Here is a 17,494-nt window from a genome sequence, read left to right as displayed (position 1 = left end):
GCCTGGATCGGGCCGATGCCCCGCCGGATCCGCGTCCGATCCCGTCAGACCGGCGCCGACGCTCCATAGGTCCGATCCTCCAGCGCGGTCCGCGACAGGCTGTCCTCGACCGCCTCCAGGAACTTCGCCTCCGCCTCGGAGTGCCGGCGCGACGGGTTGCTCAGCAAGTATATGTCGACCATCGGCAGATCATCGAACGGAGGCAGCTGGCGGATTCGACCCGCCGCCACATCCTGCGCCGCCACGTGCAGCGGCAGCGCCCCGATCCCCACATTCGCCATGATCATCCGCCGGATCTCGTTCAGGCTGGACGACACCCCGCGCCAGTTGCGCGACAGGTTCAGCCGGGCGCGCAGCTGCGAGATCGCCTCCAGCGGTCCGCCTTCCGCCTCGGTCTGGAAGGCCACGAAAGGCTCGCCCTCCAGATCCTCCGGCAGGATCGCATCCGCCCCGAACAGCGGATGCCGCGCGCCGCAGTAAAGGCCGAAATACTCGCGGTATAGCACCATCGTCCTCAGGTTCTTGGGCACCGTCGTCAGCAGGCAGATCCCGAAACTGGCGCGGTTAAGCTTGATCATCGTCTCGACCTCGTCGCTCTCGAACACCGTGAACGAATAGGTCACGCTGGGATGCGCCTGCGCAAAGCGGTTCAGCACACCGTCGAAATGCTCCGATATCACCGAAGAGGTAATCGCGATCGACAAATGCCCGCGCAACTCGGCCTTGTCCTCGTCCAGGATCGCCGGGATCTGCGACACCGTGCCGAAAATCGTCGCGCACTCTGTGTAAAGAACCTGACCCGCCCGGGTGATCGTGAACTCGTTGGGCTTGCGGATCACCAGCGTCTTGCCGATGCTCTGCTCCAACCGCTTCAGGGCCGCCGACACCGTGGGCTGTTTCAGGCCCAGATGGCTCGCCGCCTTCGAGATGCCCCGCTGTTCGACGATCACCATGAAGGTGCGCAACAGGTTCCAGTCCAGGTTCCAGGGAAAGCGACGGCGCTGCGGCAGGCTCATAGATTTCCTCTATAGTAAGAATGCTTATTATTTATTTGCGCGATAATTCCGGCCATGCAAGGCTTTTTGCACAAGCGGCGCACGCCGCCAATGCTGCACGGGCAAAAGACCCGGCGCCGAAATTCAACATGGAGACACATATGACATTCCGCCGAACCGTTCTGAAATCCGTTGTCGCGGCCATGGGCCTTGCCGTCGCGGGCCTCGCCCCCGCCGCCGCGGAAGAACTTGAAACCCTTAAGGAAAAGGGTGTCATCCGCATCGCGATGTCCGGCGCCTACCCGCCGTTCAACTTCGTCAACGACCAGAACGAGGTGGTGGGCTTCGACCCCGCCATCGGCACCGAGATCGCCAAGCGCATGGGGCTCGAGGCCGAGATCGTCACCACCGCGTGGGACGGAATCATCGGCGGGCTTCTCTCCAACAAGTACGACGCCATCGTCGGCTCCATGACCATCACCGAGGAGCGGGACGAGGTCGTGGATTTCGTCGGGCCGTACTATTCCGACAAGCGCGCCATCTTCACCCAGCCCGGCTCGGGCATCACCAGCCTCGAGGATCTCGAAGGCAAGAAGGTCGGCCTGACCCTGGGGGAAACCCACGAGGACTGGGCGCGCGAGCGTGGCTACAACGTCAGCACCTACAAGGGCCTGCCCGAACTGCTCTTGGAGCTTGAGAACGGCCGCGTCGACGCCATCGTGAACGATTCCATCGCCGCCATCCTCGCCATGGGCGAGAAAGGCCAGGAATACGAGATGTTCGCAGATCCCACGACCGAACCCTTCGGCGCTGGCATCGCCATCCGCGAAGGCAGCCCCGAACTGGCCGCCGCCATGCAGGAGGCGCTGGATTCCATGATGGAAGACGGCACCTACATGGAAATCGCCGAAAAATGGGTTGGCGCGGACATCCGCTAAGCCCCTCCGCCCCGCCGCCATCGCAGGTCGGCGGGGCCTTCCCTGATCCTGACCCGGATTGGACCGGCTGACGGCCCGGGCGCGGTGCGCCTTGCCCCTGACCTGTTCAGCCACGCTCCCGATTTCGCCGGAATGTCTTCGCCACGCCCCGGCCCCGCGACCTGCCAGAAGGACACGCCATGGACATAGAGTTGATGCAAAGGGTCTATCCCTTCTTCCTTCAGGCCGCCTGGGTGACGATCCAGCTCTCGGTCCTGACGGCCCTGCTCGGCCTTACCTGCGGCGCGCTCGGTGCCGCAATGCGGCTGTCGCGCCTGGCCGTCTTCCGCTTCCTCGGCGCGGCCTATGTCAGCGTCTTTCGCGGCACGCCCGCGCTCATCCAGCTTTTCATTCTCTACTTCGGCGGTCCCCAGGTCGGGATCCAACTCGACGCGTTCGAGGCGGGCGTCATCGGCCTCGGCGTCAATGTCGGCGCCTACATGACCGAGACCATCCGCGGCGCGATCATCTCGATCCCCAAGGGCCAGCGCGAGGCGGCCCGCACACTGGGCCTAAGCCGCTGGCAGGCGTTCTACAACACGATCCTGCCCCAGGCCGCGCGCCTGATGGTCCGTCCCTTGGGCGTCAACCTCAACATGCTGATCAAGTCCACGGCGCTGGTCGCGGCGATCTCCGTCGTCGAACTCACCTACACCGCGCAGCGCTACATCGGCTCCACCTACAAACCGTTCGAGATGTTCCTGCTCGCGGGCATTCTCTACATGATCATCATCTACGCCACCGGCCGGGCCGTCGCCTGGCTCGACCGTCGCGTCCAGATCAACTGACCGGAAAGGAAAACCAGAATGGGCCTCGACTTCACGGTTGTTCCGGAACATCTCGACGTGATCCTGCTGGGTTGCCTCTGGACGATCTTCATCGCGGTCGCCGCCGCGCTGGTCAGCTTCTTCGGCGGCATCATTTTCGCGGTCATCGCGCTCTATGCGCCGTGGATCATCCGCCAGCCCTTTCGCCTGATCGAATGGGTCTTCATGGGCACGCCGCTGCTCCTGCAACTCTTCCTGATCTATTTCGGTCTCGTCCAGATCGGCATCGACCTGCCCGCTTTCGTCGCCGGAATCATCGGGTTGGGCCTGCACTTCGCGGTCTACAATTCGGAACTGATCCAGACCGCCATCCTCTCGGTCGACAAGGGCCAGATGGAGGCCGCCCGCACCGTCGGCCTCAGCCGTGGCCAAGCGCTGCGCAAGGTGGTCATCCCGCAGGCCGTGCGCGACGTGATCCCGCCCATCGGCAACAACATGATCGCACTTCTCAAGGACAGCGCCCTGGTGTCGGTGATCGGCGTCAGCGAACTGACCCTCTCGGCCCAGCGCGCGATCGGCGCGACCTATCGCCCGTTCGAGTTCTACCTCGTCGCCGCCGCCTTCTACTACGCCATCAACCTCTGCATGGAATGGGTGCAGCGCCGCATCGAGCGCCGCATCGCAATCTCGCGCTGATCGTCAGGAGACAGACCATGACCGACACCGAACATTTCGTCGAAATCAAGCACGCCCAGAAATCCTTCGGCAAGCTGGAGGTTCTCAAGGACATCAGCCTCAACGTCGCGCGCGGCCAGATCGTGGCGATCATCGGCCCCTCCGGCTCAGGCAAGTCCACGCTTTTGCGCGCAATCAACGACCTCGACGCGTTGACGGGCGGCGAAATCTGGCTCGACGGCGTGCAGGTGAACCGCGATCTGCCCTATCGCCAGTACGAAAAGCACATCAACCAGATGCGTCAGGACATCGGCATGGTGTTCCAGCACTTCAATCTTTTCCCCCACATGACCGCCCGCGACAACGTCACCATGGCGCCCAAGCTGCTCAAGGGGCTTTCCAAGGCCGAAGCCGACGCACTGGCCGAGGAGCAGCTCGACAAGGTCGGGATGCTGGAACGGATCGACTATTACCCCTCGCAGCTGTCGGGCGGCCAGAAACAGCGCGTCGCCATCGCCCGCGCGCTCGCCATGAAGCCCAAGCTGATGCTTTTCGACGAGGCCACCTCCGCCCTCGACCCCGAACTGGTAGACGAGGTGAACCAGGTCATGAAAAAACTGGCCGAGGAACACATGACCATGATCATCGTCACCCACGAGATGGATTTCGCGGCCTCGGTCTGTGACCGCGTACTTTTCATGGACAAGGGCGTGGTGGTCGAGGAAGGCCCGCCCAGCGTCGTCTTCAAGAACCCCACCAAGGAACGTACCCGCGAATTCCTTCGCAAACACCTCGCAGGCGCCAAGTGACCGACACGGCCTCTTACCTCTTCTACCAGTCGCGCCACCCGCGACCGTTCCTCGACCACGGCGAGGGGATTTATCTGATCGACGAGTCGGGCAAACGGTATATCGACGGCTCGTCGGGCGCGATGGTGTCCAATATCGGCCACTCCAACCCGCGCGTGCTGGCCAAAATGAAGGCGCAGATGGACAAGGCCACCTTCGGCTACCGCCTGCATTTCCGCACCCACCCGTCCGAGGATCTGGCGGCCAAGACCGTCGCCATGACGCCCGACGGCCTCGACCGCGTCTTCTTCGTCTCCGGCGGCTCCGAGGCGGTGGAAAGCGCCGTGAAACTCGCCCGCCAATATGCCCTGACCCAGGGTCAAAACGACCGCTACAAGGTCATCTCGCGCTTTCCCTCCTACCACGGCTGCACCTTCGGCGCGCTCGATCTCACCGGCTACGCCCCGCTGCGCGACCCGTTCGCCCCGATGATGAGCGGGATGCCCAAGGTCACCGCCCCCACCACCTATCTTGACCGCGACAACCTGATGGAAGAGGCGCGCGGCCTGAAATACGCCGAGCTCCTGCGCGACAAGATCCTCGCCGAGGGCCCGGACACCGTGCTGGCCTTCATCATGGAACCCGTCGGCGGCGCCTCCACCGGCGCCCTCGTCGCCCCCGACAGCTATTATGGCCGCATCCGCGAGATCTGTGACGAGTTCGGCGTGCTGCTGATCTATGACGAGGTCATGACCGGCGCAGGCCGCACCGGCCGCTTCCTCGCCGCCGAACACTGGGGCATCACCCCCGATATCGTCGCCATGTCCAAGGGCTTCGGCGCGGGCTATGCCCCGCTCGGCGCCATGGTTGCAGGCCGCCGCCTTGTCGATCCGGTGCTGGATGCGGGCGGCTTCGCCCACGGCTTCACCTATGCCGGCAACCCGCTGGCCTGCGCCGCCGGTCTCGCGGTGCTCGAAGAGATGGAGGAGCACGACCTCATCGGCAACGCCGCCCGCATGGGCGACGTGCTGATGTCCGAACTCCGCACCCTGATGAACCGCTACCCTTTCATCGGCGACGTTCGGGGAAAGGGCCTGCTCACCGCCTTCGAATTCGTCTCCGACCGCACGACGATGGAGCCGCTCGACCCCGCGCTCAACGCCCACGACCGCCTCGTCGAACTGGCCTACGAACGCGGCCTCATAATCTATTCCCGCCGTACCCGTGGCGGCACCAAGGGCGACCATTTCCTCGTCGCCCCGCCCCTCATCATCAGCGCCGATCAAATCGCCGAGATGATGGCGATCCTCCGCGACGCCCTCGACGCCTTCGCGCAAGAGATCGGCCTGCCGGTGGAGTCTGCGGCATGAGGCTCCCCGACAAGCGCACTTCCATTGAGGCCGCCATCGCCCACATCAGGGACGGCGCCACCGTCATGGTCGGCGGCTTCGGCGTGCCGGGCACACCCATGACCCTGATCCGCGCCTTGGTGGCGCACGGCGCGCGCAACCTCACCCTCATCAAGAACGACGCCAACGAACCCGGCATGGGCATCGACCACCTGCTGCAAAGCGGCCAGGTCAAGCGCCTCATCACCACGCATCTCGGCCTCAACAGCCACGCCATCGGCCTGATGAATTCCGGCGCACTCGAAGTGGAATTCAACGCGCAAGGAATCCTTGCCGAGCGCATCCGCGCAGGCGGCGCCGGCATCGGCGCGATCCTCAGCGATATCGGCATCGACACCGAACTCGCCCGCGGCAAGCAAGTGATCGAGATGGCGGGCAAACCCTACCTCGTCGAGCCCGCCTTGCGCGCCGACGTGGCCCTGATCCACGCCGACACCGCCGACCCCTTCGGCAACCTCGCCTATGTCGCCACCGCGCAGAACTTCAACCCGATCATGGCCATGGCAGCCCCCCTGGTCATCGCCGAGGCCGAGCGCGTCGTGCCGCTGGGCGAACTTGACCCCAACGCCGTCCACACCCCCGGCGTCTTCGTCGATCACGTCACGGAATTGCCAGAGATATCAGAGGATTACGCCGTTGTCCGACGCTAGGGATCGCATGGTCGCCCGCGCCGCGCGCGAGATTGCACCGGGCATGGTCGTCAACCTCGGGATCGGTCTGCCGACCAAGGTGGTGAACCACCTGCCCGCCGATTTTCCCGTCTGCCTGCATACCGAGAACGGCATGACCGGTATCGGCCCCGCTCTCTCGCCCGACCGTGCCGACCGCAACCTCATCGACGCGGGCGGCGCCTATGTCACGCCCGTGCCCGGCTCGGCCTTTTTCGACAGCGCCACCAGCTTTGCCGTGGTCCGCTCGGGCCGATTGGACCTCACCATGCTCGGCGCCTTCGAGGTCAGCCAGACCGGCGATCTCGCCAACTGGAAGATTCCCGGCAAGTTCAGCCCCGGCGCGGGCGGCGGCATCGAACTGGCGCAAAAGGCCCGCCGCGTTGCCGTGCTCACCACCCACACCGACCGCGCCGGAAACCCCAAGCTGAAGCAGACCTGCGCCCTCCCCCTCTCGGCCAGCGCCTGCGTCGCCCGCATCTTCACCGACCTCGCCGTGATCGACGTCACTCCCGACGGCTTCGCCCTGACCGAACTTGCCGAAGGCACCAGCGTCGAGGACGTGCAACGCGCCACCGACGCCCCCCTTTCGATCCCCGACACGCCAATTCCGACCTTCTGAGCCGCCTAATGACCGAAGACCTCAAAACCCGCCTCTGCGCCGCCGTCGACGACGGTTTCGACCGGCAGGTGGCGTTCCTGACCGAGCTCACCTCCCACCCCTCCACGCGCGGCAACGAGCAGTCGGCACAGGACTTCATGGCATCCGAACTCAAGACCCGCGGCTACGAGATCGACCGCTGGCAGATCGACCTCGCAGACATCCAGCACCTCCCCGGCTTCTCCCCAGTCCTCGGCCCCTATGACGATGCGGTAAACGTGGTCGCCACCCACCGCTCGAAAACCGCGCAGGGCCGGTCCCTCATCCTCAATGGCCATATCGACGTGGTCCCCGCCGGCCCCCTCGACATGTGGGACAGCCCCCCGTTCGAGCCTCACGTCAAGGACGGCTGGCTCTACGGCCGTGGCGGCGGCGACATGAAGGCGGGCCTCGCCTCCAACCTCTTCGCCCTCGACGCGCTGGCCGCCTGCGGCCTCGCCCCGGCGGCGGACGTGCATTTCCAGTCGGTCGTCGAGGAGGAATGCACCGGCAACGGCGCATTGGCCTGCCTCGCGCGCGGCTACAAAGCCGACGCCGCCCTCATCCCCGAACCTTTCGCGGAACAACTTGTCAGCGCCCAGCTTGGCGTCCTGTGGTTTCAGGTGCACCTCAAGGGCCTACCCACCCACGTGGCCTATGCCGGCACCGGCGCCAACGCCATCGAGGCCGCCTTCCCGCTGATCCAGGCCCTGCACGACATGGAACATCGCTGGAACGAGGCCGCGAACCGCCCGCCCGAATACACCCACATGGACCACGCGCTCAATCTCAATATCGGCAAGTTCCAGGGCGGTGACTGGACCAGTTCCGTCCCCGCCTGGGCCGTCTTCGACGTGCGCATGGGCCTCTTCCCCGGCCACTCCCTCGATGCAGCAAAACAGGAGATCGAACAGGTCATCCGCAACGCCGCGCAGCAAAACGCCTTCCTGCGCAACTCCCTGCCCGAGATCGTCTATCACGGCTTTCACGCCGAAGGCTACGCGCTCTCCCGCGACACCTCGCAGACCGCCACCAACGCTGTCACCAAGCTTGAAACCGCCCACCAAACCGTCACAGGCACCCCCCTCACCCGCGAGTCCATCACCGCCACCACCGACGCACGCTTCTTCGGCCTCTACGCCGACACGCCCGCGCTGGTCTACGGTCCCCGGGCCGAGGCGATCCACGGCTTCAACGAACGGGTCGACCTCGAAAGCCTCCGCCGCGTCACGAAAGCCACAGCACTCTTCATCGCCGACTGGTGCGGCACGGAGGAGGCCTGAGCCATGCGCAACGCCGTCATCGTCTCAACCGCCCGCACGCCCATCGGCAAGGCCTATCGCGGCGCCTTCAATAACCTCACGGCCCCCAGCCTGGCCGCGCCCGCCGTCCGCGCCGCGCTGGCACGCGCCGGGCTTGAGGGGGCCGAGGTCGAGGACGCCATCTTCGGCTCCGCCCTCACCCAGGGCACCTCGGGCGTCAACGTCGCCCGGCACATCGCGCAGGCCGCACACCTGCCCGACAGCGTCGCGGGGGCGACCATCGACCGCCAATGCGCCTCGGGCCTCAACGCGCTCGCCATCGCCTCGCACATGGTCCGTGCCGAGGGCGTTGACGTGGCCCTCGCCGGTGGCCTCGACAGCATTTCCCTCGTCCAGAACGACCACTGGAACGCGCACCGCTACCGCGATCCGTCGGTGCCCGACAGCTACTACATGGCCATGCTGGATACGGCCGAGGTCGTCGCCGCCCGATACGGAGTCACCCGCGAGGCACAGGACGCCTACGCACTGCAAAGCCAGCAGCGCACCGCCAAGGCGCAAGAGGCCGGCCTCTTCGCCGACGAAATCATCCCCGTCGAGACCACCAAGCTGGTCACCGACAAGACCACGAAAGAAACCCACGAAGAACCCGTCCAAATCGAACAGGACGAATGCAACCGCCCCGGCACCACCGCCGAGGGGCTCGCCAACCTCCAGCCCGTACGCGGCGAGGGCAAGACCGTCACCGCCGGCAATGCCAGCCAGCTCTCGGACGGCGCCGCCGCCCTCGTCGTCATGTCCGAAGCCGAGGCATCGCGCCGCAATCTCACCCCCCTCGGCGCGCTGCGCGGCTTCGCCGTCGCCGGTGTCGCGCCGCAGGAAATGGGCATCGGCCCCGTCCACGCCATCCCCCGCCTGCTCGACCGCGCGGGCCTCTCCACGGACGACATCGACCTCTGGGAAATCAACGAAGCCTTCGCCGCGCAACTCCTCCACTGCCGCGACATGCTGGGCATCCCCGACGACAAGCTCAACGTCAACGGCGGCGCCATCTCCATCGGGCACCCCTACGGCATGTCCGGCGCCCGCATGGCCGGACACATCCTGCTCGAAGGCCGCCGCCGGGGCGCCAGGTGGGGCGTCGTCTCCATGTGCGTCGGCGGGGGCCAGGGCGCCGCCGGCCTTCTTGAAATCTTCTGAGGATCCCATGACCACGCTCCCCTCCAACCAGATCGCCTACCTCACCGCCCTGCGCCAGGACCTGCACCGCCAGCCCGAAGTCTCCGGCGACGAGGTCGAGACCGCAAAACGCATCACCCGTGAACTCACCGCCCTTGGGGCCGACCGCATCTGGCAGGGCCTCGGCGGCCACGGCGTCGCCGCCGAATTCACCGGGCGCGCGCCCGGCCCCACCGTCCTTGTGCGCTCTGAACTCGACGGGTTGCCGATCCGAGAGATCAACGACATCCCCCATGCCTCGCAGCTCGACGGCAAGGGTCACCTCTGCGGCCATGACGGCCACATGGCCACCTTGATGGGTGTCGCCATGCGCCTCGCCACGCGCCCCGCCAAGGGCCGCGTCATCCTGCTCTTCCAGCCGGCCGAGGAAACCGGCGCGGGCGCGCAGGCCGTCATCGAGGACCCGCAATGGCCCCAGATCCGCCCCGACTACGCCTTCGCCTACCACAATGTTCCGGGGCTGCCCTTGGGCGAGATCGGCCTGCGCTCCGGCCCGGCTAACTGCGCCTCGCGCGGGATGCAGATCCTGCTCACCGGCAAAAGCTCTCACGCCGCCTTGCCCGAGGACGGCCTCTCGCCCGGCCCCGCCATGGCGAGCCTGATGACCGCCCTGCCCGCGCTCAGCCACGGCACCATCGCCGACGCCGATTTCACCCTCGCCACCCTCACCCACGCCAACCTGGGCGAGCCTGCCTTCGGCATCGCCCCGGCCGATGGCGAATTGCGCGTAACGCTGCGCACGATGACCAACGAGGGCATGGATCAGCTGATAGACACGGCCCTGCAAAAGGTCGCCCAGGCCCAGGGCGACCTTGTCACCGACATCCACTGGCACGACGTCTTTCGCGGCGTGGTCAACGACGCCGACGCCACCGAGATAGCCCGCCGCGCGGCCCATGATCTCGGGCACAGGGTCAACGAGTTGCCCACCCCCATGCGCTGGTCCGAGGATTTCGGCCGCATCGGCGACGACGGCGCCAAGGCCACGATGCTCTATGTCGGCGCAGGCACCGATATGCCCCAGCTGCACAACCCGGATTATGACTTCCCCGACGCGCTCCTGCCCGTCGTGACCGACCAGTTCGCTGGCATCCTCGACCGCCTCCTCGGCCTGCCCGACACATGACCGACGCCGCGATCCCCGACGCGTGGTGCGAGGTCCACCGCGACCGGATCGAGGCCAACATCCGCATCGCCTTGGCCCGCGTCCCCAAGGGCCGCCGCTTCTGCGCCGTCCTGAAGGCCGACGCCTATGGCCACGGCATCGCCACCGTTGTTCCCCTGGTCCGCGCCCACGGAATCGACTGCATCGCCATCACCTCGAACGCCGAGGCGCGGGCGGTGCGCGACGCAGGCTACACCGGCCAGCTGATCCGCCTGCGCGCCGCCACGCCGATCGAGACCCGCGCCGCCCTGCCCGACCGGGTCGAGGAACAGGTCGGCACGGTCGAGGCCGCCGAGAACCTCGCCGCGCTGAAAAATTCCGGCGCGCCCGTCCGAGCCCACCTGTCGCTCAACGCCATGGGCATGTCCCGCGACGGGCTGGAAATCGGCACCGACGAGGGCCGCGCCGCCTGCCGCGCCATTCTCGGCCGGCTGGGCGACAGCATCACGGCCATCTGCACCCATTTTCCCGACAATGCGCCCGACGAGTTGCGCGCCAGCGCCGCGCTCTTTCAAAAGCACGCCGACTGGGTCCTGGACCAGGGCAACCTCTCGCGCGAAGGCACGCTCGTCCACGCCGGCAGTTCGCTGACGCTCGTCTCCGATCAGCCGGTCCAGACCGACATGTACCGCTGCGGCGCCGTGCTCTATGGCATCCTCAAGCCTGAATGGGGCTTTCAGACTACGATGACCCTCAAGACCCGCGTGGTCAGCGTGGCCGATTACCCAGCGGGCGCCACGGTGGGCTATGACCGCACCTGCGTTCTCGACACGCCCCGCCGCCTGGCGTGCCTGTCCATCGGCTATGCCAACGGTGTCCGCCGTGCTGGTCAGAACACCGGCACCGTCCTGATCGGCGGGCACGAGGCCCCGATCCTGGGCCGCATTTCCATGAACACCACCGTGGCCGACGTCACCGGCCTCGACGGCATCTCGGTCGGCGACCCGGCGGCGATCTTTGGCGGATCGCACGAAACGCGCCGCGTGCTGGCCACGGCCGAGGCGCAGTTCGGCACCATCATCGCCGATCTCTACACCGACTGGGGCCTGAGCAACCACCGGATCGTCCGGTAAGCGTCGTCAGCTGCCCTTGATGTTGATCGAGAAACTGGTCCGCGCCCCTGCGGGCGGCGGCGGGAACGGGGCGGCCCGCTGGATCATCCGCAGCGCCGCCTGGTCCAGCTTGGGCGAGCCGGAGCTTTGCGCGATCGACAGCCCCGCCAGCCCACCATTTCCGCCGATGCGGAACGCAACCACCGCCGTGCCCCGGCTGCCGACGCGCGGGCGCGGCACGCGCGAGATCTTCCGCATCACCTGTCCAGGATAATTGCTCGCCGCGGCATTGCCGGCGGCCTGCGATTGCCCCGAACCTTGCGCCGCCGATCTGGTCTGCGTCTGGGACCCCGTGGCACTGCCCGCGCGCGCGGTCTGCTGCGCGTTGCCCTTGGGCTGCGGCTTGGGCTGCGACTGCGTCGTACGCTGCGGCTTCGGTTCGGTCCGCTTCGGCTGCGCCTTCGGCGGCTCGGGTTTATGCGCTTCCTCGAACTCCGCGCTGCGCGGCTTGGGCCGCAACGAGCGTGTCACCGCAGTCGGCGCCTCGTCCACCGGCTCCAGGATTTCCGCCTGCTCCGGCTCTGTCGGCTGCACGTTTTCCTCCGGCACGGATTCCGACGGGGTCACGGGCACCAGCGGCACGTTCCGCGTAATCTCCGCCTGCTCGACAGGCTGGGCCTCGACCGGCTCCGGCACGTTTTCCACGGGCGTTTCGGTCGGCGTCACCGGCGCGGTCTCGGCCTGCTCGACAGGTTCGGCGGTCTCCTGCGGATCGACTTCGGGCGACGTGTCCTCGGGCCGGTCCTGTGCGGTTTCCTCGGGCATGTCCTGCGCCGAGACCTCTTCCGGGGGCGTTTCCTCGACGACCTCGTCGGTGGCGTCGGGCGTCATCACCCCCGCCGCCATGTCGGCAAAGCTGTTGCCGATGCTGGCCTCGACGCCGCCCGCATCGCCCTCGATCTCTATCGCCTCGCCCTGGAACACCGCCGCCACCACGGTGCCATGCACCACCAGCGCCGCTGTCACGGCCACGGTTTTCACAAGACGCGACGACGCGATCATTCCAGCCCCCTCTGAGTGACGATCACCACGCGCTCCGCCCCCGCGCCGCGCAGGTCCCGCGCCAGGTTCACCAGCGTCTGCGCCGACAACTCCTGGTCCGGCACCACGCGCACCAACGCGCGGTCTTCTTCGCTGCGCCGCGACAGGAATTCCTCGGCCGAGGCAATATCGTCGCCCCGGTAGCTCATCCGCCCATCTGGATGCACCACCAGCGTGTCGGGCGGCGAACGCCCTTCCAGGTCCGCCGTCCGCACCAGGCTCAGATCCTTGTCCAGCGGCTGCGACAGGGTGCCCGCCACCATGAAGAAGACCAGCATCAGGAACACGATGTTGATCAGCGCGATCGTCGGCTCCCGGCGCGAGGATGTCTTGACCTTGCGCACCTCAGGACCCCAGCACGCTGATGCTGACGCGCTCGATGCCGCGGAGCACGACCAGCAGATCGGTCAGGCGCTGCGCCGTAACGCCGTCGCGCAGGCTGACCACCACGGGCCGCGCCTCGTCGCTTTGCGGCATCTCGGCAAAGGCGGCGCTCAACCCGTCCAGTTCGATCTGCTGTCCATTCAGGCTCAGGTCCTCGTCGCTCAGGCGCAGAAAGCTGATCTTGGCCTCGCTGCTGCCGCTGCCCCCCGCCCCCGCGGCGGCCAGCTCGACCTCCGCAAAGCGCGAAAAGGTCGACGACAGCATGAAGAACAACAGCAGCAGGAAGATCACGTCGATCAGCGACGTCATCGACAAGCGCCTGCGCCGCGAGGTCTTACGCACGGCCCGGCTCCGCTTCGAAATCCGCCGCAGGCGCCGGGCGGCCCTGCGGATGCAGCACCGTCGAAATCGCCCGCTCCGCGGTGACACGCTCGCCGTCCATCCGGCCCTCCAGCCAGCTCAGCACCATCGAGGTGGGCATCGCCACGGCCAGCCCCACGGCGGTGGTCAGCAGCGCCACCCAGATACCGCCCGCCAGAAGCGACGGATCGACCTGCGCCCCGGCCTCCTGCAGCGACTGGAACGCCTCGATCATGCCCAGAACCGTGCCGAAAAGGCCCAGCAGCGGCGCCAGCTGCGCCACGCTGTCGAGCAGCCGAAAGCCGCGCTCCAGCCGCGCGAACCGCGATTCCGCCTCCGCCTCCAGCCGCTTGCGGTCCTGGGGCTGCGCGGAAAACGCCATCTCGACGACCGGAGCGAGGTAGCTCTTCGATTGCTTCAGCGCCGCCAGCGCGGCCGCCAGGTCACCCTCGTCCCACGCCTCGACCGCCTCTTTCATCGCCTTGTGCCGTCCCACCCCGGCAGCCGAGAACTGCCACAGCTTGTAAAGCACCGTTGCCAGCGTGACCACCGACACCGCCAGCAGGATCATGACGACCGGACCGCCCAGATCCGCAACCTGGCGCAGGCTTTCCAGAATCCCGTTCATCCCGTCACCTCGATATCCGTGCGCGTCTCCAGCTTAAGCCCGGTCTCGCAGGCGTCGTCGGGCAGCTCGGCCGCCTCGCAGGTATGCGCCCCGTTGATCAGCACCTGGCCCAACCCGTCACAGGCCATCCCTGGCACGGAAAACTGCCGCACACGCGGCCGCCCCGGTGGCAGCGTGCCGAAATCGAACAGGGTCAGGCGATCCACCTGGCCCTCGCTGTCGAACAGCACGGTCTCGTAAACCGCCTTGTCGATCTGGGTGGGATGGCCGTTTATCACCAGGAAGGTCAGCGTGCAGCTGCTCTCGTTCGCCTTGGTCGCATTCAGCTCGATCAGGACGGCCTCGCCCAGCTCTTCTTCCTGCGCCACTGCGGCTTGCATGCCGGCGACCCCCGTCAGCATCGCCATGAGGGCGGTGGTGAACCTTTTCATCTCGCGTCTCCCTTTCACGTGATCCGCGCCGCATTCCGCAGGACGCAGGCCGGGCCACGTTTCAAACCAATTCTCGGCGCGGTCAAGCGCTTCACGGCCGTGACTATCGCGGAAGATGGGGGGATTCGGAACGCGGCTTGCCCTGAACTCGCGCTTTCGTGCGCATCCCCGGTCTTCTGCAGCCGGTCATGTTCGTGCGTCGGCCTGGCAAAAGACGGGTCTCGGCTTGGGGACGCTTTGGCGAATGTCTCTCACATCCGGCCCGGACACTCAATACCCAAACAAATCTATCGGAAATAGAAATCGCCCGTCCCTGCCCCGGACGGCGCGAAACAAAAACGGGGCGCATCCACCGGATGCGCCCCGCAAATTCAGAATTTCAGTACAGTTATACCTTCGAGGCCGCCGCGCTGCGCGGGCCTGCGATCAGCCAGATGATGAAGCCGATAATCGGCAGGATGATCACCAGCAAACTCCACAGAACCTTCTTGCCGGTCGAGGCGCCCGAGCCGATGATATTCACCAAGGCCCAGATATCCAGCACCAGAACGATAAGGCCACCAAGGCCACCAATCTCCAACATGTTTGTCTCCTTTTCTGCGTGTCTAACGCGTCAGTCTCACGTTTGTTTCAGGCTTCGCGGATTTCGCTGGCACTTTTCAGCACCTCGTCGCCGTCTTCCTGTTCGATCAGGTACGCCGGGCAGTCGTCGTCGGCGTCCCGCGTAATCTCCGATCCCTTGATCTTGACGGTCGTCTTTTGGGTGTAGACTTTCTTGACCTCACCCTGACCGGTGCCGTTGCCCCAGTCCCACTCGACCGTATCGCCTTGGGAAATCGCCATCTCAGTCACGCCTCAGCGCATCGATCAGCTCTTCCTTGGTCATGTCCGACCGACCCTCGATGCCGACATTCTGGGCCTGATCGTAAAGGTCGGCTTTCGACCATTCCTCATATGGCGGCGCCTTGCCGCCTTTTTTCGACGGGGCCATGTCGTCATTGGCCTGGGCATTGGCGATCCGCGCGGCCTTGGACTTGCTGTAGCCCTTGTCGCGCAGCGCCTCGTAAGTGTCTTCGTCCTTAATGGACGAACCGTTCGACTGTGCCATGACGGTGTCTCCGAATAATGCTGGGGATAAAACGTCGCGCAGCCCTATTTGTTCCCGCAAACGTGGTGTAACCGCGATACGTGCAGGCAATCAGCCGAAGACCGGAGTGGGTAATGTCGAAGTCCGATAACGATCTGATCAAACGGGAAAAGGAAAAGGAAGCCATCGAGGAAGCCGCGGCGCTGTCGCCGCGCCTGATCTTCGAGTCGATCCGCCGCAACGGCGAGGAAGAGCTCGAACGCCCGATGACCGCCCTGTGGTTCTCGGGCATCGCCGCCGGCCTTCTGATTTCCTTTTCGGTCCTGACCGAGGCGTTGCTGCGCGCCCACCTGCCGGACGCGGAATGGGCCTATATCGTCGAGAATTTCGGCTATTCGCTCGGCTTCGTGCTGGTCATCATGGCCCGGCTTCAGCTGTTCACGGAAAACACCATCACCACGGTCGTCCCCGTCATGATCGACCCGTGCGCACACACCATAGGCCGCACCGCCCGGCTCTGGAGCGCGGTTCTGGTGGCGAACATCATCGGCGCGTTCATCGTTGCCGCATTTTTCGCCTATGGCGGCGTTTTGACAGAGGAAGTCGCCGCCGCCTTCACCGATCTCAGCCGCCACGCCACCAGCTTTCCTCCGCTCGAAGGCTTCATGCGCGGTATTCCCGCCGGTGTGCTGATCGCCGCGATCGTCTGGATGCTGCCCTCGTCCAAGCGCAACGAGATCGGGCTGATCGTGCTTTTCACATGGCTCATCGCGCTCGGCGACTTCACCCATGTGATCGCCGGATCCGTCGAAATGGCCTACCTCATGGTCCAGGGCCAGCTCGCGGTCGGCCCCGCCGTCCTGGATTTCTTCCTGCCCGTCCTGTTCGGCAACGTGGTGGGCGGCACGATGATCTTCACCGTTCTGACCTACGCCCAGGTCATGCCGGAAGTAGAAGAACAGCGCTGAGAAGGCCGCGCATGAAAAATGCGCGCGCCCGGGCTACGGGCACGCGCATTTCGAACGCTGAGTTCCAGCGATTCGTTCAGTTGAGCGAGGCCAGACCGACCTGCGCCTCGCCTTCATCCAGCGGGCCGCCGTGGATATCGACATCGCGCAGCGCGTTATTTCGGTCCAGAACGGTGTGAACGCTCAGCACCTTGTTGCCATGGCTTTTCGCCGGGTCGTCCATGATGGTCCAAAGCTCGGCGCGGGCCTGGTCGTCCAACGCGGCCACGTCCACGGCAACCACGTAGGCCTTCAACTCATCGGCCAGTGATCCAGCTGTCGCGGTCACGGGCAGGGTTCCCATCAGTACGGCAAGTGCAAAGCGTTTCATCGTTACTCCCCTCTCATAAGGTTCATCCTGTAAACGACTGAAATCAATTAAGGTTCCCAGAAAATAAAGCACCGCAGTCTGGGACGGACTGCGGTGCTGGGCGCGTCGGGCGCGCCACGCTGACAGGGGACGGGGGATGCAGTCAGCGCTATGTCTTGGCGTCAGTCGCGCGTTCCGCGCGCTCTTGCCGTTTCATTCTGTTCTTCGACGCGATGCCGAATGCGACGAGTAGAAGGTTCAGAGCCACGAACAGACCCGGCACGATGATGTCTGCCGCGGTGCCGGTTTGCACCGCTCAGTTGGTGTCCTCGGCGGCTGCAGGTTCCTCGCTGGTCGCTGCAGGTGCAGAGGCACCGTTATCTGTCGGGTCGTCGCTGGTTGCGAAAATGTAAAACAGCCCGAACAGGATCGCGGCGAACGCGGCTACCAACAACATGCCGCCAAGCGGACCGATGTGGCGTTTCTTCTGCGTTTCCAGATTTGTTTCGGGTGCTGACATATCGTCTCCTATCCGTCTCGTTTCACTGG

Annotated in this window: 23 protein-coding genes; 12 read left to right on the top strand and 11 right to left on the bottom strand. The window is 65.6% G+C overall.

What is annotated here, in order from left to right:
* Positions 1 to 44: 44 nt before the first annotated feature.
* Complete coding sequence (locus tag ACQY4V_RS02970) at positions 45 to 1,016, bottom strand: LysR family transcriptional regulator (protein ID WP_428515437.1); 972 nt, start codon at positions 1,014 to 1,016, stop codon at positions 45 to 47.
* 140 nt (positions 1,017 to 1,156) lie between these two features.
* On the opposite strand from ACQY4V_RS02970, the gene ACQY4V_RS02965 reads away from it, so the two are divergent.
* From ACQY4V_RS02965 to ACQY4V_RS02915, 11 genes are all read left to right on the top strand, one after another.
* Positions 1,157 to 1,933: a transporter substrate-binding domain-containing protein gene (locus ACQY4V_RS02965; RefSeq protein ID WP_428515436.1), complete on the top strand. Its 777-nt coding sequence runs from the start codon at positions 1,157 to 1,159 to the stop codon at positions 1,931 to 1,933.
* A gap of 179 nt (positions 1,934 to 2,112) precedes the next feature.
* Positions 2,113 to 2,760, top strand: coding sequence for an amino acid ABC transporter permease (locus ACQY4V_RS02960; protein ID WP_420558461.1), 648 nt, complete (start codon positions 2,113 to 2,115; stop codon positions 2,758 to 2,760).
* A gap of 18 nt (positions 2,761 to 2,778) precedes the next feature.
* A complete protein-coding gene (locus tag ACQY4V_RS02955; protein ID WP_428515435.1) occupies positions 2,779 to 3,435 on the top strand; it encodes an amino acid ABC transporter permease in 657 nt (218 codons plus the stop codon).
* Positions 3,436 to 3,452: 17 nt separating this feature from the next.
* Complete coding sequence (locus tag ACQY4V_RS02950; RefSeq protein ID WP_152491706.1) at positions 3,453 to 4,223, top strand: amino acid ABC transporter ATP-binding protein; 771 nt, start codon at positions 3,453 to 3,455, stop codon at positions 4,221 to 4,223.
* A complete protein-coding gene (locus ACQY4V_RS02945; protein ID WP_428515434.1) occupies positions 4,220 to 5,572 on the top strand; it encodes an aspartate aminotransferase family protein in 1,353 nt (450 codons plus the stop codon). Before ACQY4V_RS02950 ends, ACQY4V_RS02945 begins: the two co-directional genes overlap by 4 nt.
* On the top strand, positions 5,569 to 6,261 hold the full coding sequence (locus ACQY4V_RS02940; protein WP_428515433.1) for a CoA transferase subunit A: 693 nt from the start codon (positions 5,569 to 5,571) through the stop codon (positions 6,259 to 6,261). The genes ACQY4V_RS02945 and ACQY4V_RS02940 overlap by 4 nt, the downstream gene beginning before the upstream one ends.
* Complete coding sequence (locus ACQY4V_RS02935; protein ID WP_428515432.1) at positions 6,248 to 6,901, top strand: 3-oxoacid CoA-transferase subunit B; 654 nt, start codon at positions 6,248 to 6,250, stop codon at positions 6,899 to 6,901. Before ACQY4V_RS02940 ends, ACQY4V_RS02935 begins: the two co-directional genes overlap by 14 nt.
* An 8-nt stretch (positions 6,902 to 6,909) precedes the next feature.
* Entirely contained in the window at positions 6,910 to 8,202 is a 1,293-nt protein-coding gene (locus tag ACQY4V_RS02930; RefSeq protein WP_428515431.1) for an ArgE/DapE family deacylase, read from the top strand.
* Between the two features lie 3 nt (positions 8,203 to 8,205).
* The gene (locus ACQY4V_RS02925; RefSeq protein ID WP_428515430.1) at positions 8,206 to 9,381 is read left to right on the top strand and encodes a thiolase family protein; all 1,176 of its coding nucleotides are present in this window, start codon (positions 8,206 to 8,208) and stop codon (positions 9,379 to 9,381) included.
* A gap of 7 nt (positions 9,382 to 9,388) precedes the next feature.
* Complete coding sequence (locus ACQY4V_RS02920; RefSeq protein WP_428515429.1) at positions 9,389 to 10,546, top strand: amidohydrolase; 1,158 nt, start codon at positions 9,389 to 9,391, stop codon at positions 10,544 to 10,546.
* A complete protein-coding gene (locus ACQY4V_RS02915) occupies positions 10,543 to 11,658 on the top strand; it encodes an alanine racemase (RefSeq protein ID WP_428515428.1) in 1,116 nt (371 codons plus the stop codon). Before ACQY4V_RS02920 ends, ACQY4V_RS02915 begins: the two co-directional genes overlap by 4 nt.
* Before the next feature lie 6 nt (positions 11,659 to 11,664).
* Here ACQY4V_RS02915 and ACQY4V_RS02910 read toward each other — a convergent pair whose 3' ends face one another.
* From ACQY4V_RS02910 to ACQY4V_RS02875, 8 genes are all read right to left on the bottom strand, one after another.
* On the bottom strand, positions 11,665 to 12,699 hold the full coding sequence (locus tag ACQY4V_RS02910; protein WP_428515427.1) for a TonB family protein: 1,035 nt from the start codon (positions 12,697 to 12,699) through the stop codon (positions 11,665 to 11,667).
* On the bottom strand, positions 12,696 to 13,082 hold the full coding sequence (locus tag ACQY4V_RS02905; RefSeq protein WP_428515426.1) for an ExbD/TolR family protein: 387 nt from the start codon (positions 13,080 to 13,082) through the stop codon (positions 12,696 to 12,698). Before ACQY4V_RS02905 ends, ACQY4V_RS02910 begins: the two co-directional genes overlap by 4 nt.
* 1 nt (position 13,083) lies before the next feature.
* Entirely contained in the window at positions 13,084 to 13,431 is a 348-nt protein-coding gene (locus ACQY4V_RS02900) for a biopolymer transporter ExbD (protein WP_428515425.1), read from the bottom strand.
* A gap of 25 nt (positions 13,432 to 13,456) precedes the next feature.
* A complete protein-coding gene (locus tag ACQY4V_RS02895; protein ID WP_152491696.1) occupies positions 13,457 to 14,110 on the bottom strand; it encodes a MotA/TolQ/ExbB proton channel family protein in 654 nt (217 codons plus the stop codon).
* Entirely contained in the window at positions 14,107 to 14,541 is a 435-nt protein-coding gene (locus ACQY4V_RS02890; RefSeq protein WP_428515424.1) for a hypothetical protein, read from the bottom strand. Before ACQY4V_RS02890 ends, ACQY4V_RS02895 begins: the two co-directional genes overlap by 4 nt.
* 388 nt (positions 14,542 to 14,929) lie before the next feature.
* A complete protein-coding gene (locus tag ACQY4V_RS02885; protein WP_152491694.1) occupies positions 14,930 to 15,124 on the bottom strand; it encodes a PLDc N-terminal domain-containing protein in 195 nt (64 codons plus the stop codon).
* Between the two features lie 47 nt (positions 15,125 to 15,171).
* On the bottom strand, positions 15,172 to 15,384 hold the full coding sequence (locus ACQY4V_RS02880; RefSeq protein ID WP_428515423.1) for a DUF2945 domain-containing protein: 213 nt from the start codon (positions 15,382 to 15,384) through the stop codon (positions 15,172 to 15,174).
* Position 15,385: 1 nt separating this feature from the next.
* Positions 15,386 to 15,649: a DUF7218 family protein gene (locus ACQY4V_RS02875; RefSeq protein ID WP_152475538.1), complete on the bottom strand. Its 264-nt coding sequence runs from the start codon at positions 15,647 to 15,649 to the stop codon at positions 15,386 to 15,388.
* Positions 15,650 to 15,762: 113 nt separating this feature from the next.
* Here ACQY4V_RS02875 and ACQY4V_RS02870 point away from each other — a divergent pair, with 113 nt between their 5' ends.
* Positions 15,763 to 16,596 carry a formate/nitrite transporter family protein gene (locus tag ACQY4V_RS02870; protein ID WP_428515422.1) on the top strand — a complete coding sequence of 278 codons (834 nt, stop codon included), beginning with the start codon at positions 15,763 to 15,765 and terminating at the stop codon, positions 16,594 to 16,596.
* A gap of 76 nt (positions 16,597 to 16,672) precedes the next feature.
* Here the strand turns inward: ACQY4V_RS02870 and ACQY4V_RS02865 are convergent, their stop codons facing one another.
* Positions 16,673 to 16,966: a hypothetical protein gene (locus tag ACQY4V_RS02865; RefSeq protein ID WP_428515421.1), complete on the bottom strand. Its 294-nt coding sequence runs from the start codon at positions 16,964 to 16,966 to the stop codon at positions 16,673 to 16,675.
* A 295-nt stretch (positions 16,967 to 17,261) separates the two neighbouring features.
* Positions 17,262 to 17,465, bottom strand: a complete 204-nt coding sequence (locus tag ACQY4V_RS02860) for a hypothetical protein (RefSeq protein ID WP_428515420.1) — start codon at positions 17,463 to 17,465, stop codon at positions 17,262 to 17,264.
* Positions 17,466 to 17,494 lie beyond the last annotated feature (29 nt).

This window comes from Roseovarius sp., assembly GCF_965277045.1.
In the GTDB taxonomy this organism is placed as follows: Bacteria; Pseudomonadota; Alphaproteobacteria; order Rhodobacterales; family Rhodobacteraceae; genus Roseovarius.
This window is presented reverse-complemented; position numbering and strand designations above follow the sequence as displayed.